At 71.6% G+C, this 23,945-nt stretch carries 21 protein-coding genes; 13 read left to right on the top strand and 8 right to left on the bottom strand.

Translation table 11 applies throughout. The features are described from left to right. Positions 1-64: 64 nt before the first annotated feature. Positions 65-1,603, top strand: a complete 1,539-nt coding sequence (locus Q8A52_RS16740) for an amino acid permease (RefSeq protein WP_316752801.1) — start codon at positions 65-67, stop codon at positions 1,601-1,603. A gap of 38 nt (positions 1,604-1,641) precedes the next feature. Here Q8A52_RS16740 and betA read toward each other — a convergent pair whose 3' ends face one another. The 6 genes from betA to Q8A52_RS16710 form a co-directional block, all read right to left on the bottom strand. Beyond that, positions 1,642-3,300 carry a choline dehydrogenase gene (gene betA / locus Q8A52_RS16735; protein ID WP_316752798.1) on the bottom strand — a complete coding sequence of 553 codons (1,659 nt, stop codon included), beginning with the start codon at positions 3,298-3,300 and terminating at the stop codon, positions 1,642-1,644. Positions 3,301-3,388: 88 nt separating this feature from the next. Beyond that, positions 3,389-6,193, bottom strand: a complete 2,805-nt coding sequence (locus Q8A52_RS16730) for a SpoIIE family protein phosphatase (protein ID WP_316752795.1) — start codon at positions 6,191-6,193, stop codon at positions 3,389-3,391. 160 nt (positions 6,194-6,353) lie between these two features. Next, positions 6,354-6,761 (bottom strand): peptide-methionine (R)-S-oxide reductase MsrB, encoded by a 408-nt coding sequence (gene msrB / locus Q8A52_RS16725; protein WP_316752793.1) that lies wholly within the window; start codon positions 6,759-6,761, stop codon positions 6,354-6,356. A gap of 13 nt (positions 6,762-6,774) precedes the next feature. Continuing rightward, positions 6,775-8,166: a UDP-N-acetylmuramate--L-alanine ligase gene (gene murC, locus Q8A52_RS16720; RefSeq protein ID WP_316752791.1), complete on the bottom strand. Its 1,392-nt coding sequence runs from the start codon at positions 8,164-8,166 to the stop codon at positions 6,775-6,777. 125 nt (positions 8,167-8,291) lie between these two features. Next, positions 8,292-8,765, bottom strand: coding sequence for an indole-3-glycerol phosphate synthase (locus tag Q8A52_RS16715; protein WP_316752789.1), 474 nt, complete (start codon positions 8,763-8,765; stop codon positions 8,292-8,294). 128 nt (positions 8,766-8,893) lie between these two features. Then, positions 8,894-9,751 carry a pyrimidine reductase family protein gene (locus Q8A52_RS16710; protein ID WP_316752787.1) on the bottom strand — a complete coding sequence of 286 codons (858 nt, stop codon included), beginning with the start codon at positions 9,749-9,751 and terminating at the stop codon, positions 8,894-8,896. Positions 9,752-9,788: 37 nt separating this feature from the next. Between Q8A52_RS16710 and zapE the strand changes: the two genes are divergently transcribed. The 7 genes from zapE to Q8A52_RS16675 all read left to right on the top strand — a co-directional run bounded on the left by zapE (position 9,789) and on the right by Q8A52_RS16675 (position 16,424). Further along, entirely contained in the window at positions 9,789-10,895 is a 1,107-nt protein-coding gene (gene zapE / locus Q8A52_RS16705; protein ID WP_316752785.1) for a cell division protein ZapE, read from the top strand. 445 nt (positions 10,896-11,340) lie between these two features. Next, positions 11,341-11,919, top strand: coding sequence for a carbonic anhydrase (locus Q8A52_RS16700; RefSeq protein WP_316752783.1), 579 nt, complete (start codon positions 11,341-11,343; stop codon positions 11,917-11,919). A gap of 8 nt (positions 11,920-11,927) precedes the next feature. Then, the gene (locus tag Q8A52_RS16695; protein ID WP_316752779.1) at positions 11,928-13,400 is read left to right on the top strand and encodes a SulP family inorganic anion transporter; all 1,473 of its coding nucleotides are present in this window, start codon (positions 11,928-11,930) and stop codon (positions 13,398-13,400) included. 108 nt (positions 13,401-13,508) lie between these two features. Further along, positions 13,509-14,441 carry a slipin family protein gene (locus Q8A52_RS16690; RefSeq protein WP_316752777.1) on the top strand — a complete coding sequence of 311 codons (933 nt, stop codon included), beginning with the start codon at positions 13,509-13,511 and terminating at the stop codon, positions 14,439-14,441. Positions 14,442-14,705: 264 nt separating this feature from the next. Beyond that, positions 14,706-15,257: a YbhB/YbcL family Raf kinase inhibitor-like protein gene (locus tag Q8A52_RS16685; RefSeq protein WP_316752775.1), complete on the top strand. Its 552-nt coding sequence runs from the start codon at positions 14,706-14,708 to the stop codon at positions 15,255-15,257. 85 nt (positions 15,258-15,342) lie between these two features. Further along, positions 15,343-16,194: a polysaccharide deacetylase family protein gene (locus tag Q8A52_RS16680; protein ID WP_408649208.1), complete on the top strand. Its 852-nt coding sequence runs from the start codon at positions 15,343-15,345 to the stop codon at positions 16,192-16,194. A 47-nt stretch (positions 16,195-16,241) separates the two neighbouring features. Further along, entirely contained in the window at positions 16,242-16,424 is a 183-nt protein-coding gene (locus Q8A52_RS16675; protein WP_316752774.1) for a hypothetical protein, read from the top strand. Here Q8A52_RS16675 and Q8A52_RS16670 read toward each other — a convergent pair. Next, positions 16,416-17,087, bottom strand: a complete 672-nt coding sequence (locus tag Q8A52_RS16670) for an ABC transporter (RefSeq protein WP_316752772.1) — start codon at positions 17,085-17,087, stop codon at positions 16,416-16,418. The two genes, Q8A52_RS16675 and Q8A52_RS16670, sit on opposite strands and share 9 nt — an antisense overlap. Next, entirely contained in the window at positions 17,084-17,965 is an 882-nt protein-coding gene (locus Q8A52_RS16665) for an ABC transporter ATP-binding protein (protein ID WP_316752769.1), read from the bottom strand. Before Q8A52_RS16665 ends, Q8A52_RS16670 begins: the two co-directional genes overlap by 4 nt. Positions 17,966-18,000: 35 nt before the next feature. On the opposite strand from Q8A52_RS16665, the gene Q8A52_RS16660 reads away from it, so the two are divergent. The 5 genes from Q8A52_RS16660 to Q8A52_RS16640 all read left to right on the top strand — a co-directional run bounded on the left by Q8A52_RS16660 (position 18,001) and on the right by Q8A52_RS16640 (position 23,836). Continuing rightward, a complete protein-coding gene (locus Q8A52_RS16660) occupies positions 18,001-18,750 on the top strand; it encodes a peptidyl-tRNA hydrolase (RefSeq protein WP_316752766.1) in 750 nt (249 codons plus the stop codon). Between the two features lie 144 nt (positions 18,751-18,894). After that, positions 18,895-20,247: a DUF692 domain-containing protein gene (locus tag Q8A52_RS16655; protein ID WP_316752764.1), complete on the top strand. Its 1,353-nt coding sequence runs from the start codon at positions 18,895-18,897 to the stop codon at positions 20,245-20,247. A 147-nt stretch (positions 20,248-20,394) separates the two neighbouring features. Continuing rightward, a complete protein-coding gene (locus Q8A52_RS16650) occupies positions 20,395-21,168 on the top strand; it encodes a DUF4142 domain-containing protein (protein WP_316752762.1) in 774 nt (257 codons plus the stop codon). Between the two features lie 95 nt (positions 21,169-21,263). Then, entirely contained in the window at positions 21,264-22,049 is a 786-nt protein-coding gene (locus tag Q8A52_RS16645; RefSeq protein ID WP_316752759.1) for a TIGR04222 domain-containing membrane protein, read from the top strand. Positions 22,050-22,183: 134 nt separating this feature from the next. Beyond that, positions 22,184-23,836, top strand: a complete 1,653-nt coding sequence (locus Q8A52_RS16640; protein ID WP_316752757.1) for an alpha/beta hydrolase — start codon at positions 22,184-22,186, stop codon at positions 23,834-23,836. The last annotated feature ends 109 nt before the right edge of the window (positions 23,837-23,945 follow it).

Here is a 23,945-nt window from a genome sequence, read left to right as displayed (position 1 = left end):
CGTCGTCATCCCCGTCTCTGGTGATCCACGGCCCCTGCATGCGACACATGCCCACGGAGCCATCATGGGAACTGTGAGGATCCCGAGAAGCCGTCCTGCCGAGGTGCCCGGCGACGACAGCGACGACCTGGCACGGTTCGGCTACCGTCAGGAGCTGAAGCGGTCCCTCGGGCCGCTGTCCAGTTTCGCCGCAAGTTTCAGCTACATCTCGGTCCTGACCGGAGTGTTCCAGCTCTTCGGCTTCGGCTTCGCCTCCGGCGGCCCGGCGTACATCTGGACCTGGCCGCTGGTGTTCCTCGGGCAACTCGCCGTCGCCCTGTGCTTCGCCGAGACGGTCGGACAGTTCCCGCTGGCCGGCTCGGTGTACCAGTGGTCCAAGCACCTCGCCCGGCCCCTCACCTCGTGGCTGTCGGGCTGGATCATGGCCGGCGGCGCGGTAGTGACCGCGGCCGCCGTCGCGGTCGCCTACCAGGTCGTACTGCCGCAGATCTCGGCAGCCTTCCAGATCCTCGGCAGCCCCGGCGACGCGGGCGTGACCGACACCCGCGGCGGTGCCCAGAACGCCATCGTGCTCGCTCTTGGTCTGGTGGTCTTCACGACCGTGGTCAACCTGTGCGGTGTCCGGCTGATGGCAAGGATCAACGACTTCGGCGTGGTGGTGGAGCTGATCGCCGTGACCCTGCTCATCGCCATGCTGGCCCTGCACGTCAGGCGCGGGCCGCAGGTCGTCCTGCAGACGCATGGCACCGGGGCGGGCCACTCCTCCGGCTACCTCGGCGCGTTCCTGGTCGCCTCTCTCGCGAGCGCCTACGTCTTCTACGGCTTCGACACCGCAGGATCGCTGGCGGAGGAGACGAGGGAGCCCAGACGCCACGCACCCCGTGCCATCCTGCGGGCGCTCACTGCGGCGTTCGTCGCCGGTGGGCTGCTGATTCTGGTCGCGCTGATGGCGGTCGGCGACATCAGGGACCCGGAACTGGGGGACCTGGGCATGCCCTACCTCGTCAAGTCCACGCTCGGCTCCGCGCTCGGCTCCGCCTTTCTGGTGTGCGTGGCGATCGCCGTCACCGTCTGCTGCCTGGCCGTGCAGACCGCGGCCATCCGGCTTCTGTTCTCCATGGCCCGCGACGGCCGGCTGCCCTTCAGCCGGGCCATCTCCCGGGTCTCCCCGCATTCCAGGACCCCCGTCGTGCCGGCCCTCCTCACCTGCCTGCTGACCATTGCGCTGCTGGTGGTCAACCTCGGCAACCGGCACCTGTTCTACACCCTGACCTCGGCCGGCATCGTGCTGTTCTACGTCCCGTACCTGCTGGTGACCGGCCCCATGCTGGTGCGTCGGCTACGTGGCGCGTGGCCTCGTGCCGACCACGGGCCGTACTTCTCCCTGGGCCGCTGGGGGGTCGCCGTGAACCTCCTCGCCGTGCTGTACGGCATGGCCATGACCGTCAACGTGGCCTGGCCACGGGCCGCGGTGTACCCCGGGGACGGCTGGTACTACCGGTGGGGGGCCCTGTTCTTCCCTGCCGTCATCACCGCCGTCGGCGCGGCCCTCTACCTCGTCCACCGCCGCGCCCACCGCTCTGCGCGTCGAGCCGGTCCGTGAGCGGTCCGTCGACGGTGTGCCCGCTAGCAGCGGGAGATTCATCCGGCGCCGGAGTGGCGGTAGAACTCGACGGGTTCGGGCGCCAGGGGCTTGTTGCCAAGGATGATGTCGGCGGACTTCTCGGCGAGCATCATCACCGGGGCGTAGATGTTGCCGTTGGTCACATACGGCATCACGGAGGCGTCCACGACGTACAGCCCCACCAGGCCGTGCACCGCCATGGTGTCAGGGTCCACGACCGAGTCTTCGTCGATGCCCATCCTGCAGGTGCACGAGGGGTGGAGGGCGGTCTCGCCGTCGGCCGCCACCCAGTCCAGGATCTGCTCGTCGGTCTCGACCCCGGGGCCCGGGGAGAGCTCACCGGTGCTGAACTCCTGGAAGGCGGGCCGGCCGAGGATGTGCCGGGCGATGCGGATCGCCTCGACCCACTCCCTGCGGTCCTTGGCGGTCGAGAGGTAGTTGAACCGCAGCGCGGGGTGCGTGCCGGGGGCGCGTGAGACGATCTTCACCGATCCCCGCGCGTCCGAGTACATGGGCCCGACATGCACCTGATAACCGTGCCCCCGTGCAGGCGAGGACCCGTCGTAGCGGACTGCGGCGGGCAGGAAGTGGAACATCAGGTTGGGGTAGGCCACGTCCGCGTTGCTTCGTACGAAGCCACCGGCCTCGAAGTGGTTCGTCGCCCCGGGCCCGCGGTGCAGGAGCAGCCACTCGGCGGCGACAAGGGGCTGCCGCCACAGCTTGAGCGCGGGCTGCACCGACACCGGTCTCCTGCTGCCGTGCTGCACATACACCTCCAAGTGGTCCTGCAGGTTCTCGCCGACGCCCGGCAGGTTCAGGACCGGCTCGATGCCGAGCGCAGCCAGCTCGTCCGCGTTCCCCACGCCGGAGAGCTGGAGCAACTGCGGGGAGTTGACGGCTCCGCCGCACAGGACCACCCTTCCGCCGCGGCTCTGCCGCAGCCCGCCGCGGCCCCGCGCGGTGTACTCCACGCCCACCGCCCGCCCGCCCTCGAACAGGATGCGGGTGACCGTCGCCCGGGTCCGCACCGACAGGTTGGGGCGACGCATCGCGGGGTGCAGATAGGCCCGGGCGGCGCTGAGCCGACGGCCGCGGTGCACGTTCCGGTCGAACGGGGCGAAGCCCTCCTGGCGGAAGCCGTTCACATCGTCGGTCAGCCGATACCCCGCCTGCTGCACGGCTTCGAAGAAGGCGGCGAACAGCGGGCTGTCGGCCGGTCCCCGTTCGAGGACGAGCGGCCCGTGGTGGCCGCGGAAGTCCCCCTTCCGGTCGGCGAGACAGTTCTCCATCCGCTTGAAGTACGGCAGGCAGTGGGCGTAGTCCCAGGTCTTCATCCCCGGGTCGGCGCTCCAGCGTTCGTAGTCCAGGGGATTCCCACGCTGGAAGATCATCCCGTTGATGCTGCTGGAGCCGCCGAGCACCTTGCCCCGGGCGTGGGCGATCCGCCGGTCGTGCAGGAAGGGTTCCGGCTCGGACTCGTACCTCCAGTCGTAGAACCGGCTTCCGATGGGAAAGGCCAGGGCGGCGGGCATGTGGATGAGGACGTCCCACGGGTAGTCGGGGCGTCCGGCTTCGAGCACCAGCACGCGGTTGGCGGGATCGGCACTGAACCGTGCCGCCAGCGCGCAGCCTGCGGAGCCTCCGCCGACGATGACGAAGTCGTAGCTGTCTTCCAAGGCCTTGATCTCCTGCCTGGCCGTGGGGACCGGCAGAACGTGCCCTCCGCCGTGCGGCGGGCGCGCGCGGGTCGGCGCCGGACCCCGGTCAGCCCCCGGGCATCGGCTGCTCGGTCCAGATGACCTTGCCGCGAGGTGTGTAACGGGTTCCCCAGCGCTGGGCGAGCTGGGCAACGAGGAAGAGGCCGCGGCCGCCTTCGTCGGTCATGTCGGCCTGACGCAGGTGCGGAGAGGTACTGCTGGTGTCGGCGACCTCGCAGATGAGCATCCGGTCGCGCAGCAGCCGTACCCGGAAGGGGCCGGTGGCGTGGCGGATGGCGTTGGTGAGCAGTTCGCTGAGGATCAGCTCTGTGGTGAAGGCCGCCTCCTCCAGCTCCCAGTCGGCGAGCTGGCGGCCGACAGCGGCCCGTATCTCGGACACCACGGCCGGGTCCGGCGGAAGGTCGTCCCAGCAGGCCATGTCCGAAGCGTCCAGACCGCGGGGGCGGACGACGAGCAGGGTGACGTCGTCCTCGGCCGGCTGGGACGGCGGCAGGGCCGCTATGGCGGCCTGGCAGGTCTCCTCCGGCGAGCGTCCGGGGTGGCCCAGAGTCTGCCGGAGCTCCTCCAGCACGGTCTCGATGCACCGTTCGCGGTCCTCGACGAGCCCATCGGTGTAGAGCACCAGCTGGCTGTCGTCCGGCAGCTCGATCTCGACCGTCTCGAAGGGGAATCCGCCCAGGCCGAGCGGCGGCGCAGCGGGCACCTCGGGGAAGGTCACCGTCCCGTCGCCGGAGATGAGCGCCGGCGGGAGGTGTCCCGCGCGCGCGAGACTGCAACGGCGGGTTGTCGGGTCGTACACCCCGTACAGGCAGGTGGCTCCGATGAAGGGATCCGTGCTGCTCTCCTCCCGGGCCATCCGGGCGACCAGGTCGTCCAGATGCGTGAGGAGTTCGTCGGGGGTGAGCTCGAAGGAGGCGAAGTTGTCCACGGCGGTGCGCAGCCGCCCCATGGTGGCGGCGGCGTGGACGCCGTGGCCGACCACATCGCCCACGACAAGTGCGATGCGGGCCCCTGACAGGGGGATCAGATCGAACCAGTCGCCACTGACTCCCGTGTGTGCGGGCAGGTAACGGTAGGCGACCTCCAGCGCGTTCTGTTCGGGCAGGCCCTGGGGGAGCAGACTCCGCTGAAGGGCGAGGGCGGTGGCGTGCTCGCGCGTGTAGCGGCGCGCGTTGTCGATGCAGAGCGAGGCGCAGGCGACCAGTTCCGCGGCGAGTGAGACGTCGTCGTCCTCGAAGGGCGCGGATCTTCGCGAGCGGTAGAAGCTGGCCATCCCCAGGGGCACGCCGCGGGCGCTCAGCGGCACGGTGATGAGGGAGTGTATGCCCCGGTCGAGGATCTTCGAGGCCCCCACAGGGTCCTCGGCGGCCCAGCACCGCGAGGCCTGCAGGTCCGCCTCCATCGCCGGAGAGCCACTGGCCAGACACTGGGCCTGCAGGCTGGTGGGGGCGAAGCCGATCTGCTCGCCCACCCCGCGGAAGGGGAAACCCTCCACTCCGCCCACTGCGGCGCGCTGCATCAGCAGCACACCGGCCACCGCGGGCTCGTCGCCACGGAGCACCGCGGGATACAGGTCGACGGTGACGACGTCGGCGAAGTTCTCGACCACCACCTCAGCCAGTTCTTCGGCCGTGCGGACGACGTCCAAAGTGGTGCCGATGCGGCGGCTGGACTCGCGCAGCAGCTCCAGGCGGCGGCGCGCCGCGAGGGCGAGCCTGCCGATCCCCGGTTCCCCGACGGCCAGCAGCCATCGGTGGTACTGCCCCTCGCTCGCCCTTGCGGACGAAGCCGCGGCGGGAGCCGGAACCGCCGTGGGAGCCGGAACCGCGGTGGGAGGGCCGCGCCAGGCACCAGAGGCCGTTTCGGGCGTGTCGGGTGTGTCGGGTGTGTCGGTTCGCGGCACGCACGAGGTGGGAGCGGGCGTCCCGCCCGCGGGGAACAGCTCGCGACCTGCCGGAACGATGACCTCGACCGCGACGCCCTCGCACACGTCCGCCACCGGGCGCGCCAGGAGGGTCGCCACCCGTCCACCGGACATGGGTACCTCGATGGCGGCCCTGCGGCCCGAGGCGATCAGTCCTGCCGCCTTCTCCTCCAGGATCAGCCGGTCGGACCCCGTCAGCAGCTCCTCGGCCGGGGCGCCGAGGACGATCTGCCTTCCGTCCCTGAACTCGGGTGCCTGCACCTGGCGAGCGGTCTGCAGGTAGGCCCGCAGCAGGGTGCGCTCCCGGTCGGTCTTCTGCCCCAACAGCCTTCGTTCGATGGCCTGAGCGGCCTTGCGCGCCATGGTTTCCAGCATCGAAGTGAACTCGGACATCTCAGTCGCAAGGTCCACAACGCCGACGATGCGGCCGCTCAAGGGCTCGTGCACGGGCACGGCCACGCAGCCCTGCACGGTCCATGCGTCCGCGAAGTGCTCGTGGCCGTAGACGCGGCTGGCGCGCCGCTCCGCGAGCGCGAGGCCGATGGACGTGGTACCGCCGACGGACTCGTGGAAGCTGAAGCCGGGCGCCCCGCCGCCCGCGGTGTCGAGATACCGGGTCATCTGCGGCTCGCCGGTGAGGCAGCGGAGCACCACGCCCTCGCCGTCGGTGAGGATCACAGTGGACCAGGTTCCGGCGATCGCGGCAGCCAGTTCGTCGAGCACCGGTTCCGCCGCGTGGACGAGCTCCGTGTCCAGGTCGGGTTCTCCCAGGTAAGTGGTCCCCAGACTCGGACGCAGACCAATGGACTGGCAACGGCTCCACGAGGACAAGATCTCGCTGCGCACCCCGGCGACCACCGGCCCCCCGGCCAAGAAGCGCTCACGGCTGCGCGCCGTGAGGTCATCGCTCCGGCCGTCGCGAGCCATTCGGACCACTTCCCACCTGTAGACAATTCAGGTGACTTTTCGAAAATACACCAGACGGTTTCAAACATCGCCTGCCGAGTGAAGACGCAGCCCCTCATCCATGCGGAACCCTGCATGCCTTTCCACGGGAACTCCCGACAGGCGCTGTCCCAAACCCCTCTCAGTCCTCGTCCGGGATCAGCCGCAGAGAGATCGAGTTGATGCAGTACCGCTGGTCGGTCGGGGTCGCGTAACCCTCCCCCTCGAAGACGTGCCCGAGGTGGGAGCCGCACCGGGCGCACCTGACCTCGGTTCGGACCATCCCGTGCGACGTGTCGGCCAACAGTTCCACGGCATCCGAGTTGCGTGCGTCGTAGAAGCTCGGCCAGCCGCAGTGGGAGTCGAACTTGGTCTCAGAGGTGAAGAGTTCGGCGCCGCAGGCTCGACAGGAGTAGACGCCCTTGGTCTTGGTGTCCGTGTACTCGCCGACGAAGGCCGGCTCGGTGCCGGCCCTGCGCAGGACGGCGTACTCGGCCGGGGTCAGCTCCGCGCGCCACTGCTCGTCCGGCTTCTCGACGTCGTACGACATGAGCTTCAGCCCCTCACTGCTGCGACAGGTGATCCAGGATCTGCGGGCCCAGGTCGGTCACATCACCCGCGCCCATGGTGAGAACGAGATCACCCGGCTTCGCCATTCCCGCGATCACCGAGGGGACCTCCGCCTTGTCGTGCAGGGCCATGACGACCGCGCCCGCCGCGCGCGCCGCGTCGATGATCAGCTCGCTGGTCACGCCGGGGATCGGGTCCTCGCGGGCCGGGTAGATGTCGAGGACGACGGACTCGTCCGCGAGGGCCAGGGACTCGCCCATCTCCTTGCCCAGTTCCTGGGTGCGGGAGAACAGGTGCGGCTGGAAGACGACGAGGATGCGGGAGTCGCCCGCGGCCCCGCGCATCGCCTCCAAGTCGGCGGTCATCTCGGTGGGGTGGTGGGCGTAGGAGTCGATGACCTGGACGCCGGCCGCCTCGCCCTTGAGCTGCAGGCGCCGCTTGACACCGGTGTACGCGGCCAGCGCGGGCGCCAGCTCGGCGGCCGGGACGCCCAGCGCCACGCCCGCCGCCAGGGCGGCCACCGCGTTGTGGGCGTAGTGGCGGCCGGGGACGGAGACCGTGAAGGTGAGCTCCGTCCCGTCCAGGAGGACGGTGACCTCACTCTTCAGACCCTGCGGGACGACGGCCAGGATGCGTACGTCGGCGTCCGCCGACTCTCCGTACGTCACCGTCCGCACCGGACCGGCCAAGCGCGCGGTCAGCTCGCGGGCGCCCTCGTGGTCGGCGGAGATCACCAGGGTGCCACCGGGCACGATCCGGCCGGCGAAGGTCTCGAAGGACTCGTAGATCTCGTCGATCGAGGCGTAGTTGGCGTGGTGGTCGAGCTCGACGTTGAGGACGATCGCGACCTCGGGCGCGTACTTGTGGAAGCTGCGGTCCGATTCGTCCGCCTCGGCGACGAAGATCTCGCCGTCGCCGTGCAGGGCGTTGGAGCCGGGGGCGTCCAGGTCGCCGCCGATGGCGTACGAGGGGTCCAGGCCCAGCTCGGACAGGGACACCGCGAGCATCGACGTGGTGGTCGTCTTGCCGTGGGTGCCCGCGACCGCGATCGGGCGCAGGCCCTCCATCAGGGCGGCCAAGGCGTCCGAGCGGTGGACCACGGGGATGCCGAGCTCCGCCGCGCGGGCCAGCTCCGGGTTGTCCTTGCGGATCGCCGACGAGACGACCACACAACTGGCGTCGTCGGCGAGGTGCTCGGCCGCGTGCCCGATGTGCACGGTCGCGCCCAGCGCGCGCAGCGCCTCGGCGGTCGCCGACTCCTTGGCGTCACTGCCCGCCACCTTGGCCCCGCGCTGCGCGAGAATCTTCGCGATGCCCGACATTCCGGCGCCGCCGATGCCGATGAAGTGCGGTCGGTCCATGGCGGTAGGAAGGCCCGGGGCCATGTGCGTCTCCCTGGAGTGGTGCGGCGAAGCGAACATTCAGCGCACCACCATATGGCCCCGGCGCACCCAACACCTATTAGGTCCGTTACGCCCCCCGGTCACGTCGTGTCCGCCGCGGTGGCCGGTCACGCCTTGCTGTGCGAGAACAGCTTGAGCACCGGGACGCCGACCTTGTGCCGGGCCCGGGACGCCCAGTCCCGGTGGAAGAACTCTTCCACGTAGTGGGGGTCGGTCAGGACGATCACCTCGTCGGCGCCGATCTCGTCGACCAGGGCCTTCAGGGCGTCCAGCGGATGGTCCTCCACCAGCCTGCCCTTCGCCTCGCCGCCCGCCGCGCGCAGCGCCTTCAGGGACACCTCCAGGGCCTGCTCCGCGGGCTCCTTCGCGGCGGCGCCCTCGGGTGTCTCGCCCTCGCGCGCCGCCTCGTCGAGTTCGCCGAGCGCGATGTCGTCGATGGCCCGCAGGAGGCGGTCGGCCTGGTCGCCCCGAGGCTGGAGCAGCACGTGGAAGGCGACCAGCTCGTCTCCGTGCAAGGTGGTGACGAACTCCACGTCGGCGGACGTCAGGGCCTTCTCGATCATCAATACGCTTGTGAACACCAGCGCCCCATTCTGCTCCGTGGGCCGTGTCAGGCCCTGCGGAAACCATCCTGCCCCGTGATCGCACGGGTACTGCCGGTTTTAGTGTGCCCGTCGAAAGCTAAGCGGAACGGTAGATTCCGCTCATTTCATGACCGACGGTATCGACCGAACAGGAACCCGGCCTCTTCCAGGAGCGACACCAGCTCGAAGCGCCGCGGCAGCGCCACCGACGGCCCCCCGGCGATGCGCTGCGCGTCACCCGCGGTGAGCATCGGGGAGAGCGTCAGACAGAGCTCGTCGAGCGCTTCGGCGGCGATCAGCTGGCCGAGCAGCCGGGGGCCGCCCTCGCTGAGCAGCCGGGTGTGACCGAGGCCGGCGAGGGCCTCCACGGCCCGCACCGGGTCCACTCCGACACCGTCGCCCGCGATCACCACCCGCGCGCCCGCCTTCTCGGCGGTGGCGATACGGTCCGGCGCCGCCGCGGCGCCGGTCAGGACCAGGGTGGGCACCTGGGGGGAGGTGAACAGCGGGAGCGAGTAGTCCAGGTCCAGGCTCGCGGTGACGACCGCGATCGCCGGGGCCGGGGCCTGTCCCGCCGCCTTCCTGGCGTCCGCGAACTCCGCACGCGCGCGTGCGGGGCGGTAGGCCTCCTGCCGTACCGTTTCCGCGCCCACCAGGACGACATCCGCCAGCGCCCGTAGCGTGCCGAAGATCCGCATGTCGGCCGCGCTGGAGATGGGCTGCGAGCGGCCCTCGTGCTGGGCGGCCCCGTCGAGCGTGGACACCATGTTGGCCCGCAGCCAGGTCCCCCGACCGCCGGCCGCCGGCTCGGGGTAGGCGTATGCGGCCGCCAGCTCGGCAAGACTCCACTCCCGGTCACCGAGGGCCTCGCCGGTCGCGGCGGCCCCACCGCCCCCCTCGGCCGCCCGCGCACCCTCCCTCTCGGTGCCCCCGCCGAAGGGCTGGGCTGCTGTTTCGTCGGTCACAGGGAACAGGCGTCGCATGTCGTGCAGTGTGACACGGCCCTTAGCATGGGTAACCGTGTCGTCCTCCACCGCCGCGTCCGCCCTCAGCCCGATAGCCGACGCGACCCCGTTGTCCCTGTGCGCCCGCGAGCCGCACGTCCCCGCGGACCGGCTGGTCGCCGAGATGGTGCCGCCGCCGCGCTTCGACTCGGTCCGCTTCGCCACGTACATCCCGGACCCCAACCAGCCGAGCCAGACCGAGGCCGTAGGGGTCCTGGAGGGGTTCGCGGCCGGTCTCGGCGGGGCGCACGCCACCGGCGCCGGCCGACGGGGATTCTTCGGGTTCGGCAAGGCGAAGGCCCCCAAGACGCCGGCCGGACCCCGCGGTGTCTATCTGGACGGCGGGTACGGCGTCGGCAAGACCCACCTCCTCGCCTCCCTGTGGCACGCCACCCCTGCAGAGCCCGCGCTCAAGGCGTTCGGCACCTTCGTCGAGCTGACCAACCTCGTCGGCGCCCTCGGATTCCAGCAGACCGTCCGGACCCTGTCCGGTCACCGGCTGCTGTGCATCGACGAGTTCGAGCTCGACGACCCGGGCGACACCGTGCTCGTGTCCACCCTGCTCGGCAAGCTCGTCGACGCCGGCGTCGCCCTCGCCGCAACCTCCAACACCCTGCCGGGCAAGCTCGGTGAGGGCCGGTTCGCGGCGGCCGACTTCCTGCGCGAGATCCAGGGCCTGTCCGCCCACTTCCGCGCCCTGCGCATCGACGGCGAGGACTACCGCCACCGGGGCCTGCCCGAGGCACCGGCGCCCTACTCGGACGAGCAGGTGACGAAGGCCGCCTACGCCACGGCAGGCGCCTCGCTCGACGATTTCCCGCATCTGCTGGACCACTTGGCCAAGGTGCACCCCAGCCGGTACGGCGCGCTGACCGGCGATCTGAAGGCGGTGTGCCTCGTCGGTGTGCGGCCGGTGCCGGACCAGTCGACGGCGCTGCGGCTCGTGGTCCTCGCGGACCGGCTCTACGACCGTGAAGTCCCCGTACTGGCCTCGGGGTTGCCCTTCGACAAGCTGTTCAGCGAGGAGATGCTGAAGGGCGGCTACCGCAAGAAGTACTTCCGCGCGATATCCCGGCTCACCGCGCTCGCCCGGGACGCGAAGGGACTTGTCGCCGCCGATTAGCCCGCCCGGAGCCCCGGGTCAAGGGCCGGTTCAGGCCACCCGACCCGCACTTTTCACGCTCCCTTTCGCGCGAAACACCGAGTTGACCCTGCAAACGACTTTGCGGGGTTAACGTGTTTCTTGACCATCCATTGACCATCCTTTGGTGCGTGCAAGAAACGTGAACCGGTGGAAGGGGGGCGCATGTTCCGAGGTGCGGCGGTCCGGACCGCGACCTCGCCCCTCATTGGCGCCCCGCCCACCCCGCAACCCTTCGCACCCGCGGAAACCTTCACACTCGCGCACACTCTCCGTCATGCCGAGGCCAAGGCCCAGCTCGGATTCAAGCCTTCCTCGATGACGGTACGCAACGGTTCCAGTGCGTTCCGTGAGACCGGTTCACGCCCCCCACAACCGTCGTGCAAGTCCGACGCGCCGCCGAGGCGCGCCAGGAGGAATCCACGCCATGCAGCCCCTCATCGACAACGCCCGTACCTTCGGACAGCGCCCTGAGGAGTTCGCCAAGCTCGCCGAAGGCCAGTCCCCGCAGGTGCTGTTCATCACCTGCTCCGACTCCCGGGTCGTGCCGGCCCTGATCACGGGCGCCCGCCCCGGTGAGCTCTTCGAACTCCGCACCGCGGGCAACATCGTTCCCCCGTACGCCTCCGAGCACCCCACCGGCGAGGCGGCCACCATCGAGTACGCCGTGGAGGTGCTCGGCGTCCGCGACGTCGTCGTCTGCGGCCACTCGCACTGCGGCGCCGTCGGCGCGCTGGTGCGCGGCGACGACCTGAACGCCGTACCCGCCGTGCGCGACTGGCTGGCGCAGGCGACCCCGCGCCCGGCGGGAGCGGCCGAGGACCCGGAGGTCGCCGAGGGCGTCCAGAGCCATGTACTGACCCAGCTGCTGCGCCTGCGCTCGTACCCGTGCGTGGCCGAGAAGCTGGCGAAGGGCCGGCTCGCCCTGCACGCCTGGTACTACGAGGTGCACACCGGCGCAGTACGGACGCACCGCCCGCACACCGACACGTTCGAGGCCCTGTGAGCGCGCCGATGACCACCGCAGGCATCGCGGCGAGGTTCCCTCATCTCAGGCAGGACTTCGCCGCCTCGCTCGTCGTCTTCCTGGTCGCGCTCCCGCTGTGTGTGGGCGTGGCCGCCGCCTCCGGTGTCCCGGCCGAACTCGGCCTGGTCACCGGCATCGTGGGCGGTGTCGTCACCGGGCTGATGCGGGGCAGCAGCCTCCAGGTGTCCGGGCCGGCCGCCGGTCTGACCGTGCTGGTCTTCGAGGCGGTGCGGGAGTTCGGGCTCCCCGTCCTCGGCGTGATCGTGCTCGCCACCGGGGCGCTCCAGATCCTCATGGGCGCCCTGCGGCTGGGGCGCTACTTCCGGGCCATCTCGGTCTCGGTCGTCGAGGGCATGCTGGCCGGTATCGGCCTGGTGCTGATCGCCGGGCAGCTCTACCCGGCGCTGGCCGCCAAGGCCCCGGCGTCGGGGCCGGGCAAGATGGCCGGGCTCCCCGGGGCGTTCGCCGACGCCCTCGGGGACGGGAAGGCACTGTCCTCGCTCGCCCTGGGCGCGGGCACGATCGCCGTCCTCGTGCTGTGGAGGCACGCGCCCGCGAAGGTCCGTACGGTGCCCGCTCCGCTCGCCGCGGTGGGCCTTGCCACACTGGCCGCGCTCGCGCTGAGCCTGCCGGTGGCCTCCGTCGAGGTGAAGGGGCTGCTGGGCGCGATCCAGCCGCCGCCGCTCAGCACCTTCGGGGAGTCGGCCGGCTTCGGGGTGATCGGCACGATCGTGGCGTTCACGCTGATCGCGTCCGCCGAGTCGCTGTTCAGCGCGGCGGCCGTGGACCGGCTGCACGACGGGCCGCGCACCGAGTACGACAAGGAGCTGCTCGCCCAGGGGGCGGGCAACACGGTGTGCGGGCTGCTCGGCGCGCTGCCGATGACCGCGGTGATCGTGCGCAGCGCGGCGAACGTCCAGGCGGGCGCGCGCACCAAGGCGTCCCGGGTGCTGCACGGCGTCTGGCTGCTGCTGTTCGCCGCCCTGCTGCCGGGTGTGCTCGGCCACATACCGATCCCCGCCCTCGCGGGCATCCTGGTGTACTCGGGCGCCAGGCTCATCCCGGTACACGCGATCGCGTCCCTGTGGCGCGAGCACCGCGGCGAGGCGCTGATCCTGGTCGTCACCGCCGTGTCGATCGTCGTGGTCAGCATGTTCGAGGGCGTGCTCATCGGACTTGCGCTGGCGATCGTCAAGACCGCCTGGGAGGCCTCGCACGTCCGGCTGGAGGTCGTCGACAAGGGCGCCGGCCCCGTCGAGGCGTATCTGTCGGGCAACGCGACCTTCCTGCGGCTGCCGAAGATCCTCGACAGCCTGGAGGCGCTCCCCCAGGACCGCCCGGTCCGGCTGGACCTGTCCGGCCTGCACCATCTGGACCACGCCTGCCGTACGGCACTGGAGGCCTGGGCCGAGCGGCACAGCGCGGCCGGTACCGAACCGGTGAAGGTGACGGCGGCCTGACCGGACCCGGGTCCGTCTGGTCCGGGGCACGGGGCGTGGCCCCGGACCAGACACCGGGCATATCGTTACAGGAACGGACACAAAGGGCCTCTTATGGAGGAGGTCGTCATGTTCCAGGAACTGCTGGGGGCGATCGTCGCAGCCGGTGCCGTCGGACTGGTGTACCTGTCCGCGGGAGTGCGGGTCGTCAAGCAGTACGAACGCGGGGTGATCCTCCGGCTCGGCCGCCTGCGAGGCGAGATACGTTCGCCGGGGCTGGCGCTGATCGTCCCGGTCGTGGACCGGCTCTACAAGGTCAACATGCAGATCGTCACGATGCCCGTGCCCGCCCAGGAGGGCATCACGCGGGACAACGTGACGGTGCGCGTCGACGCGGTCGTCTACTTCAAGGTCGTGGACGCGGCGGCCGCCACCATCAACGTCGAGGACTACCGCTTCGCCGTCTCCCAGATGGCACAGACCTCCCTGCGCTCGATCATCGGCAAGAGCGACCTCGACGATCTGCTCTCCAATCGCGAGAAGCTCAACCAGGGCCTGGAGCTGATGATCGACAGCCCCGCCATCGGCTGGGGCGTACAGATCGACCGGGTCGAGATCAAGGACGTGTCCCTGCCGGACGCGATGAAGCGTTCCATGGCCCGCCAGGCCGAGGCCGACCGTGAGCGCCGGGCGAGGATCATCAACGCCGACGCCGAGCTCCAGGCTTCCAGGAAGCTGGCCGAGGCCGCACAGCAGATGGCCGACACGCCCTCCGCACTGCAGCTGCGACTGCTGCAGACGGTGATGGCGGTGGCGGCGGAGAAGAACTCCACGCTGGTGCTGCCCATCCCGGTGGAGCTGCTGCGCTTCCTGGAAAGGGGCCAGCAGCCGGCCGTCGTCGGCGAGTCGCACCAGCCGGACGGAATCACCGGCTCGCACCAGGCCGACGGCGAAGGTGACCTGCGACAGCCGGACGCCGGCGACGACGCACAGCAGCCCGCCGCCATCAACGGCGCGCAGCAACCGGCCGGCGTCGGTGACTCGGCGGTCCCCCGCGGCTAGGGGCCTGTCCGGCGGATCAGGTCGCAGCAAAGAAGCGGCATCCGATCGGCGCAGGTGAGTGGGGTCTGGTGCGTCCAGCTGCAAGGCGGAGGAAGGAGTCGACGCGATGGGGGTCCCCCCTGCTCGAGCGAAGCCGAGAGCTTGGGAGCGTCGGCGACTGACGACAACGCCTGGGGGTCCCCCCTGCTCGCAGAGCTTGGGGGAGGGCGTGCCAGACCCCGCGTCTGCGGCATGATCCGCCGGACAGGCCCTAACGTTCCGGGCATGCGCCGGAGCTTGCTGATCGCGTTGGTGACCGCCATGGGCCTGGTCCCGGGCTGCGGGAACGACACGGGCGACTCGTCCGCCCCCAGCCCCACCGCCTCGCATCGCCTCACGGTGACGAGCGCCGCGTTCACCGAGGGCGGCACGATCCCGCGCCGCCACACCTGCGACGGAGAGGACGTGTCGCCGCCGCTCGCCTTCTCCGGCGTTCCCGCGGACACGACCGGACTGGTCCTCATCGTCGAGGACCCCGACGCCCCCCACGGCACGTTCACGCACTGGCTGGTGTGGAACATCGGCCCGCGGACCACGGAGCTGGCCGCCGGGCAGGCGCCCGAGGGCGCGACACAGGGCCGCAACGGCTTCCGCAAGACGGGCTACGGCGGCCCCTGCCCGCCCAAGGGCGACAGTCCGCACCACTACGCGTTCACGGTCTACGCCGCCGACCGGCGTCTGGACCTCGCCCCCGACGCCGGGCCCGACGACATCCGACGCGCCCTGACCGGCCACACCCTGGCCACCGGCACCCTGACGGGCCGATACGGCCGCTGACCCGGGCCGGCCGCCGGGCGGGTGACTCCGGTACGACCGGCAGGGCGCGTCGGTCGAATGAGCATATTTACGATCATATCTTCATATGGTGTTCACTCTTGTACGCCGTGTCACCGCCCTCTGCGCCCTGGGCGCCACCCTCGCCGCCTGCGGCACCGCGAGCGCCCCGCACTCCGCCCACCCGGGCCCCAACCCGTCCTCCGCCTCCGCTTCCGCCTCGCGACCGCCCACGCTCGTCCCGGGCCCGGGCGGCCTCACGCCGGTCTTCACGAACGGCCCGCGCACGCAGGGCAAGACCGTCGCCCTCACCTTCGACGCCGACATGACCGCCGACCAGGGGCCGCGAGCGGCCGCGGGCGAGCACTTCGACAATCCGGCGCTCATCGCCACGCTGCGCTCGCTGAAGGTCCCGGCCACCGTCTTCATGACCGGCCGGTGGGCCGACCAGTACCCGGCCGAGGCGCGCTCCCTCGGCAACGACCCGTTGTTCGAGGTCGCCAACCACTCCTACAGCCACTACGCCTTCACCGGCGACTGCTACGGCCTGCCGACCGTCGGCGACGACAAGATGCGGACGGACGTGGAGCGGGCGTACACCGCGATCCGCAAGGCCGGTGTGCCGCGGCCGATGCCGTACTTCCGCTTCCCCGGCGGCTGCTACGACCACAGGGCGCTGCGCGCGCTGAGCGGCCTCGGCGTCACCGCGGTGCAGTGGGACGTGGTGAGCGGGGACGCCTTCGCGACGGATGCCGACGCCGTCACCCGGCAGGTGCTGGACGGGGTGAAGCCCGGCTCGGTCGTCGTGATGCACTGCACCCGCAGCGCGGCCCCGACGACGGAGCAGGTGGTACGGACGGTCGTGCCGGAACTGCGTAAGCGGGGCTTCCGGTTCGTGAAGGTGTCCGAGCTGATCGGGGAGACCGGCGGCCACCGGTGACCGGCCTGCCCTGAAGAGCCCACCGGTGACCGGCCTACCCTGAAGACATGAGCGACGAGGACTACTGCACGATCATCGACACCACCGAGTCGCAGCCCGCGGACGGGCCGCCGTACGCGGAGTGCGTGATGTGCCGGAAGCCGACGGAGTACCCCGCGTCGTACAGGGGCATCACGCTGTGCCCGGTCTGCGAGTGGCAGGAGGCGCAGCGCACCGCCTGCTCAGGATGACCGGCGGCGGGTGAGGGCGCAGGCCACGGCGCACGCCGCGGCGGTCAGCAGCGCTGCCGCGGCCAGCGGCAGCAGCGGCACCGGGACCCGGCCGGACTGCGAGCCGGTGACCAGTCCGCTCACCGCCGCCTGCGCCGGTGAGCCCGCGACGACCACCGACAGCAGCGCGGCCAGCAGCATCGCGGGCACCGCCCGGCCCGGCGAGCGCAGCAGCGGCCAGTTGGTGAGCGCGCCGACGGCCGTGCCCAGCAGCGCACAGGAGAGTGCGGCCAGCAGCCCGGCCGCCCCCGCCTCGAGGCGCGGGACGTGGGCGCGATGGCCGTTGGCCGCCGGGTCGCTGATCAGCGTCACGGCCAGGGTCGCCACGGTGCCGAGTGCCGCCGACGCGAGGAGCGCCGCCAGGAGACAGGCGAGATGGGCCCTGGCCGGTCCGGCCGCCGCGGCGACGCAGGCACGGGCCGCGGGCGGCTCGTTGGTGACACAGATCCGCACCAGCCAGGCGGCGACGGGCAGCAGTGCCGCCGCCGTGTAGCCGAGCGAGTCGAGCACCGGCTGGCCGCTCTGCACGCCGACGGCGAGGAAGGCCGCGTACAGGACGACGGGCGGCAGCCAGCGCTGGGAGCGTACGAGGAGTGCGGCCTGGTAGCACAGGAGTGCGGTCATGAGCGGCTTTCGGGATCGGGCGGCGTTTCGGGGGGTCTACCGGGGCTCACGCTCACCACGTGCCAGGGCGGGCGGGCCGTCAGCAGGGCGCGGAGCAGGACGTCGGAGTGGGACTCGGGGACGGTGAGCCGGTAGGTGCGGGGCGCGGTCTCCTCGGCCGAGGTGACCGTCCGTGCCGCGCCGGCGGGCAGCGCGCCGCCCGACGGGCCCTGCGCGACGACCACGGCGTGCCGGCCGGTCGGTGAACTCTCGCTCTCGGTACGGCGGTTGAGGGCGCCGTCGACAACCGTGTACGTCGCGTCGGGCGCCCCGGCCAGGCGGCTCGGGTCGTGGTCGACGAACACGACGGCGCATCCGGTGGCCGTGCGCTCGGCGACCGCCCGCTCCAGTTCCGCCCGGGCCGCGGCGTCCAGACCGGTCCAGGCCTCGTCCAGCACCAGCAGCCCGGGTTCGGCGAGCAGGGCCTGGGCCACCGCGACCTTCTGGCTGCTGCCCTTGGACAGCTGGGCCATCGGCGTGCCGGCATGCGCGGCGGCGCCGAAGCGGTCCAGCCATGCGACGGCGGCGTCGGCCGCCGTCCGGCGGGACAGGCCGTGCACCGTACCGAGATGGGTGAGATAGCCGGCGGCGGTGAAGGGGAGCGCAGAGGGGAACCGCTCCGGGACGTACGCCGTGCGGGGGCGGCCGATGATACGGCCCTCCGTGGGCGCGTCCAGTCCGGCGAGGATGCGAAGGAGGGTGGACTTGCCGCTGCCGTTGGCTCCTTCCACGCGGATGAGCGAGCCGGGGGTGACGGTGAGGTCGATGCCTCTTAACACCCAGGGGCCGCGTAAGCCGTAGCGGCGGCCTACGCGGGCCAGTCGAAGATCACATCGCATGGAGCTATTTTGGTCCGGCTTTAGGGTTGGCTGTTGTGAGCCACGATTCGACATCCCCCGGTGACAGTCCCTTCCGGTCCGAGCGCAGTACGCGTGACGAGGCACCGCAGTTCGTGCTGCCTCTGGTGGTGCGCATCGAGCGCGATGCGCCGCCCGCCCGTACAGATGCGCTGGAGACGGCCGCGCGTTCCGTGCTGGTGCTGCTCGCCGACGAGCGGGCGCTGGGGGACGGCGAGTGGGCCGAGGCCGTGCGGGACTGGCAGGACGCCCGGATCCGCAAGGTCGTACGGCGGGCCCGTGGAGCGGAGTGGCGGCGGGCGGCGGCGCTGCCCGGGATCACGGCGACCGGCAAGTCGGCGGAGGTACGGGTCTTCCCGCCCGTCCCGCTGGACGGCTGGCCCAAGGAACTGGCCAAACTCCAGGTGTCGGGCACCGATCTCGACGACCCGGAGCCGCCGGCCGAGCCCGACCGTGCGCTGCCCGTGCTCTGGATGAATCCCGATCTCGACATGTCGGCCGGAAAGGCGATGGCCCAGGCCGGGCACGGCGCCCAACTCGCGTGGTGGGAGCTGTCCGACGAGGAGCGGGCGGCCTGGCGTGACGCGGGCTTCCCGCTCGCCGTGCGGACCGCGGACCCGGCCGAGTGGAGCCGGCTGACGGAGAGCGGGCTGCCGTTGGTACGGGACGCGGGCTTCACGGAGATCGCGCCGGGCTCCTGCACCGTGGTCGCCGATCATCCGGCGCTGCGGCGGGATCCGGTGGACTCGCAGGGCGTGCCCGGGTAGGGCCGGTCCGCGCCGGGTGCCGGGCCGCGAACTCACATCTTGCTCCGCCGCGAACCTCAAATGTTGCTCTGAAGGTGCGGGCGGCGTGGTTCGGAGCCGGGCGCCGGGGTGATACCCCCGTCACGCGAAGGAGGGGGAAGGACCATGCGGCGACTGGGAACGGGGATCGGCTGGCGGCCGGAGATCGCGGACGCCGTGGAGCGCATGCCCGGCATCGACTGGGTGGAGGTCGTGGCGGAGAACGTCTGCCCCGGACACCTCCCCGAGCCGCTGCTGCGGCTGCGCGAGCGCGGGGTGACCGTGGTGCCGCACGGTGTCTCGCTGGGCCTCGGCGGCGCGGACCGGCCCGACGAGGGACGGCTGACCGCACTCGCCGAGCGGGCGGCGGCGCTGGGCGCGCCGCTGGTCACCGAACACATCGCGTTCGTACGGGCGGGCGGGGCGCTGACCGCCTCCGCGCGTCTGGAGGCGGGCCATCTGCTGCCCGTCCCCCGCACCCGCGACGCCCTCGATGTGCTGTGCGAGAACGTGCGCATCGCCCAGGAGGCGCTGCCCGTGCCGCTCGCCGTCGAGAACATAGCCGCGCTGATCTCCTGGCCCGGCGAGGAGATGACCGAGGGGCAGTTCCTGTACGAGCTGGCCGAGCGGACCGGGGTGCGGCTGCTCATCGACGTGGCGAACCTGCACACCAACCATGTCAACCGGGGCGAGGACCCGGCCAAGGCGCTCGCCGAGCTGCCGCTGGAGGCCATCGCGTATGTGCATGTCGCGGGCGGCTTCGAGCGCGACGGAGTCTGGCACGACAGCCACGCCCACCCCGTCCCGCGACCGGTGCTCGGCATCCTGACCGACCTCGCCTCGCGGGTCGCGCCGCCCGGCGTGCTGCTGGAGCGGGACGAGAACTTCCCGGAACCCGGTGAACTGGAGCGGGAGGTGGAGTCGATTCGGGGCGCGGTGGACGAGGGGCGGGCGATGCGCTCGGTTTCCGGGGGCGCGATGGAGGAGGGGCGGGCGATGCGCTCGGTTTCCGGGGCCGCCCCGCGGGCCCGCGCCGTGACTGAGCCCGTCGCCGGCGACGACGACACCCGGGAGCGGCTCGCGCTCGCACAGACCGCGGTGCTGTCCTCGCTGGTCGCCGGGACGCCCGTGCCCGAGGGGTTCGACCGGGTGCGGATGGGGGTGCAGGCGCGGGCGCTCGCCGCGAAGCGGGCGAACGTGGTGGCGAAGATCGCGCCCGAGCTGCCGGTGATCCTGGGGGCGGAGTACCGGCCGGCGTTCCTCGACTACGCCCACGGGCACCCGATGACCTGTGGATACCGGCAGGACGCGCTGGACTTCGCGGGGCAGTTGCTGTTCGCGGGGCGGATCGAGGACGCGGGGGTGCGGCGGGAGCTGCGGGAGTGGTGGCTGGAGCGGTCGGGGCCGGTGCCCCGGTCGCGACGGCCGGTGGTGCGGGCGGCCCGGGCGGCGCGGAGGGTGCTGCTGCGGCGAGGGTGACAGCCGTAACACCGGCATCCCATTTGATGGGTTCGCACACCCTATGTCTCCCTGCCCGCACGGTGGTTGGCCCGGACTCCGCAGTAATATGCCAACCCGCACCCACCCGAAGCGCACTGGCGTGCGGTGCCGCAAGCAGGAGGCACCATGCGACCGCGACCCTCGATCAAGGGCAGAGGCATTTTCAGCGGGACCGGGCTCATCATCACGGGCCTGGCCGCGACGCTGGCGGCACTGCTGTTTCCTGTCTGGTCGTACGCGGACCGCACCGGGACCGCCGGTTCCGGCGCCGATGTGCTGAACGCCCAGACCGTGACGACCCAGTACGGCCCGCTGTCCCCACTGGACCGGGACTTCGTCACCAAGGTCCGGCTGGCCGGGCTGTGGGAGCTGCCCGCCGGGCAGATGGCCGAGGCGAAGGGCACCACCCAGGCCGTACGGACGGCCGGGCAGCACCTGATCGCGGGGCACACGTCCCTGGACGCGCATGTCCGCACCGTCGCCACCCGGCTCGGCCTGCCGCTGCCCAACCAGCCCAACGAGCAGCAGAAACAGTGGCTCGCCACGCTGAGCACGGCACAGGGGCAGGACTTCGACCGCGAGTTCGCCAACATCCTGCGCCTGGCCCACGGCAGGGTGTTCTCGGTCGTCGCCCAGATCCGGGCCAGTACCCAGAACTCGCTGGTCCGCGATCTCGCCGACGACGCCAACACCACCGTGCTGGATCACATCAGGGTGCTGGAGGCGACCGGCTACGTGGACTTCGCCGCGCTGGCCCGGGACTTGGCGGCCGCCGCCTCCCCCGTGCCGTCGCCGCCGGTGGTCCAGCCCGGTTCGGCGACTCCGATCGCCTCCTCGCCCTCGCCCACCTACTCGCTTCCGCCGGCCGCCTCCAGCCCGCCGCCGGGCGACGGCTCCTGACCTGCCCCGAAACGGAACGTCACGTACCGGCAACACTCCGTCCAGATGGTGAAAAGGGCATGGCGTTTCCCAGGCCCCTGGCATAGAAACACGTCATGTTCTGGGTCATTCTCCTGCTGCTGGCCTGGGCCGTCGCGGGCACGGCGTGTACGCGGCTGTGCCTGGCAGCCGTACGTTCGGCGGCCGTCGACGCGGAGGGTGCGACCGCGGACCGGGGGCACGATCTGACGCTGTACGAGGCGGCGTTCCTGTCGGGCGGACCCGCACGGGTCGCCGATCTCACCATGGTCTCCATGGCTCGGCAGCGGCGCCTGCTGCTCGCGCACACGGGCTGGGCGACCGTCGTCGATCCGCGAGGGCGGGACGAGATGGAGCGGTCCGTCATAGGCGCCATAGGGCCTCAGGGCCAGTCCCGCATCGAGCCCGTACGCTCCGCCGCGGCCGGGGCCGATGCCGTGCGCAGCATCGCGGACGGGCTGGTCCGGGCGGGGCTCGCGGTGCCCGACGGGGCGCGTACGACCGTGGCGTCCGGGGTCCGTCAGGTCCGGGTGGCCGCGCTGGCCGTCGTCGCCCTGGGCGCGACCGCGCTGCTGATGCCGGCTCAGACCGACATGCCCCGTGACCTGGTCGCCGTCTGGTTCGCGCTCCCCCTCGCCCTGACCCTGAGCTGCCTCGCCATCGCCCGGGTCGAGGTGCACCCGTACTCCCGCTGGGCCTCCCCGGCCGGGCAGCGGCTGCTCGGCGCGCTGATCCGGCGCGCGACCGGGTCCGGTGACGACCGCACCTATCTGACCTCCGTCGCCGTTCGCGGCATTCGCGCGATCGGCGAACCTGAGCTGCGCGCGGCGTTCGCCCATCGCGACCAGCCCTGGCGGGAGTGACCGCATCCGCGGGGGCGCACAGGGAGTATTGACGCCGACACCGGCGGGGTGGTGCTTGCCTTCGCCAACGCCCGAACGAAACATCCCTTTTGTTGCCGCAGTGCCAGTGCTGCCGCGCACCGAAGGGATACGCCATGCGAGCTGCCGCCCTCTACTCGGCCGCCGGGTCGTTGCTGCTGACCACCCTCGCCGCCGCTCCGGCCGGGGGCGCGCCCGGCGCTTCGGGTGTCCCGGGCACGGCGACCGAGACGCGCGGCACGGCGGTCGCCGCCGCGCGTGCCCGTGCGGAAGGCATCGCCTTCGGGAAGTGCCCCGCCGAAGAGGGCCTGCCGGACAGCCTGCAGTGCGGCACGGTGCGCGTCCCGCTGGACTACGCGCATCCCGACGGCAAGCAGATCGAGCTGACCGTGAGCCGGACCGCGGCCACGCACAAGGACCCGCGCAACAGCAAGCGGAAGGTGCCCCGCCAGGGCTCGCTCGTCTACAACCCGGGTGGTCCGGGCGCCTCCGGCATGGCCTTTCCGCTCGTCGGCGCACTGCCCGAGTGGCAGCGGATCGCGGCCGCGTACGACCTCGTCGGATACGCCCCGCGCGGGGTGGGCCGGTCGGCGCCGCTGTCCTGCCAGGCCCCGGAGCGCTTCTTCAAGGGGCCCTCGCAGTCGCCGACGCACCCCTCGGAGTCGTACAAGAAGGAGCGGATCGCCGAGGCGAAGTCGTACGCGCACGACTGTGCCAAGCGCTCCGGCAGCGGACTGCAGTACTACAACTCGCTCAACAACGCGCGTGACCTGGACGTCCTGCGTGCCGCGCTGGACGAGCAGAAGCTGACCTTCATGGGCGCGTCGTACGGCACCTACTTCGGGGCCGCGTACGCGACGCTGTTCCCCTCGCACGTACGGCGGATGGTGCTGGACGCGGCCGTGAACCCGGACCCGGCGCAGATCTGGTACCGCAGCAACCTGGAGCAGTCGGCCGCGTTCGAGAACCGCTGGACCGACTTCCGTGAATGGGTCGCCCGGCACGACGACGTGTACGGGCTCGGTGCCACGGCCGAGAAGGTGCAGCGCAGCTACGACCGCGCGCGGGCGGCGCTGGCCGCGGAGCCGGCGGGCGGGAAGGTCGGGCCGGGGCAGCTGCAGGCCGCGTTCCTGATGGCCGGGTACTACGACGATGTCTGGCCGAGCCGCGCCGCGGCGCTGTCGGCGTATCTGAAGGGCGACACCGGGCCGCTGGTGAAGATCGCCTCGCCGGTCGGCGGGACGGCCGCCGAGGCGGAGAACGCGAGCGCGGTGTATACGGCCGTCGAGTGCAACGACGCCCCCTGGCCGACGGACTGGGCGGTGTGGGACCGCGACAACACCCGGCTCGCGCGCGTGGCGCCCTTCGAGACCTGGGACAACGCGTGGGCGAATCTGCCGTGCGCCTACTGGAAGGCGCCCCGGCAGCGGCCGCTCGACGTGCGGACCGGGCCGGGTGAGCTGTCTCCGACACTGATCCTGGCCGCCGAGCGGGACGCTGCCGCACCCTACGACGGGGCGCTGGAGATGAACCGGCGGCTGGCCGACTCGGTCCTGGTGACCGAGCGGGACGCGGGCACACACGGGATCGCGGGCGGGCCGAACCAGTGCGTCAACGCCCACCTGGACGCGTACCTACTGGAGGGCCGCCTCCCGAACCGCCGCGCGGCCTGCGCCGCCCACCCGGAACCGAAGCCCCAACCGCCGGCCGACCGCTCCCGGCGACAGTCCCAAAGAGACGCCCTGAAGGGAAAAGCCGACCAGCACTGAGCGCTCCGCGGATCGGGCGGGACGAATGAGCCCGCAGCCCGGTCAGGCAGGCCCGGACCCGCAAGACGGCGCCCCCGATCAGGCAAGCCCGCGAACAGCTCGACGACCT

It is taken from the genome of Streptomyces herbicida (assembly GCF_032656585.1).
In the GTDB taxonomy this organism is placed as follows: domain Bacteria; phylum Actinomycetota; class Actinomycetes; order Streptomycetales; family Streptomycetaceae; genus Streptomyces; species Streptomyces herbicida.
This window is presented reverse-complemented; position numbering and strand designations above follow the sequence as displayed.

Coding starts and splice junctions, on each gene's coding strand:
- msrB (WP_316752793.1), bottom strand. CDS start 6,761: ATGTCGTACGACGTCGAGAAGCCGGACGAGCAGTGGCGCGCGGAGCTG.
- Q8A52_RS16680 (WP_408649208.1), top strand. CDS start 15,343: ATGGTGTTCACTCTTGTACGCCGTGTCACCGCCCTCTGCGCCCTGGGC.
- Q8A52_RS16640 (WP_316752757.1), top strand. CDS start 22,184: ATGCGAGCTGCCGCCCTCTACTCGGCCGCCGGGTCGTTGCTGCTGACC.
- Q8A52_RS16655 (WP_316752764.1), top strand. CDS start 18,895: ATGCGGCGACTGGGAACGGGGATCGGCTGGCGGCCGGAGATCGCGGAC.
- Q8A52_RS16695 (WP_316752779.1), top strand. CDS start 11,928: ATGACCACCGCAGGCATCGCGGCGAGGTTCCCTCATCTCAGGCAGGAC.
- Q8A52_RS16665 (WP_316752769.1), bottom strand. CDS start 17,965: ATGCGATGTGATCTTCGACTGGCCCGCGTAGGCCGCCGCTACGGCTTA.
- murC (WP_316752791.1), bottom strand. CDS start 8,166: ATGGCCCCGGGCCTTCCTACCGCCATGGACCGACCGCACTTCATCGGC.
- Q8A52_RS16690 (WP_316752777.1), top strand. CDS start 13,509: ATGTTCCAGGAACTGCTGGGGGCGATCGTCGCAGCCGGTGCCGTCGGA.
- Q8A52_RS16730 (WP_316752795.1), bottom strand. CDS start 6,193: ATGGCTCGCGACGGCCGGAGCGATGACCTCACGGCGCGCAGCCGTGAG.
- Q8A52_RS16685 (WP_316752775.1), top strand. CDS start 14,706: ATGCGCCGGAGCTTGCTGATCGCGTTGGTGACCGCCATGGGCCTGGTC.
- Q8A52_RS16710 (WP_316752787.1), bottom strand. CDS start 9,751: ATGCGACGCCTGTTCCCTGTGACCGACGAAACAGCAGCCCAGCCCTTC.
- Q8A52_RS16670 (WP_316752772.1), bottom strand. CDS start 17,087: ATGACCGCACTCCTGTGCTACCAGGCCGCACTCCTCGTACGCTCCCAG.
- Q8A52_RS16700 (WP_316752783.1), top strand. CDS start 11,341: ATGCAGCCCCTCATCGACAACGCCCGTACCTTCGGACAGCGCCCTGAG.
- Q8A52_RS16650 (WP_316752762.1), top strand. CDS start 20,395: ATGCGACCGCGACCCTCGATCAAGGGCAGAGGCATTTTCAGCGGGACC.
- Q8A52_RS16645 (WP_316752759.1), top strand. CDS start 21,264: ATGTTCTGGGTCATTCTCCTGCTGCTGGCCTGGGCCGTCGCGGGCACG.
- Q8A52_RS16675 (WP_316752774.1), top strand. CDS start 16,242: ATGAGCGACGAGGACTACTGCACGATCATCGACACCACCGAGTCGCAG.
- Q8A52_RS16740 (WP_316752801.1), top strand. CDS start 65: ATGGGAACTGTGAGGATCCCGAGAAGCCGTCCTGCCGAGGTGCCCGGC.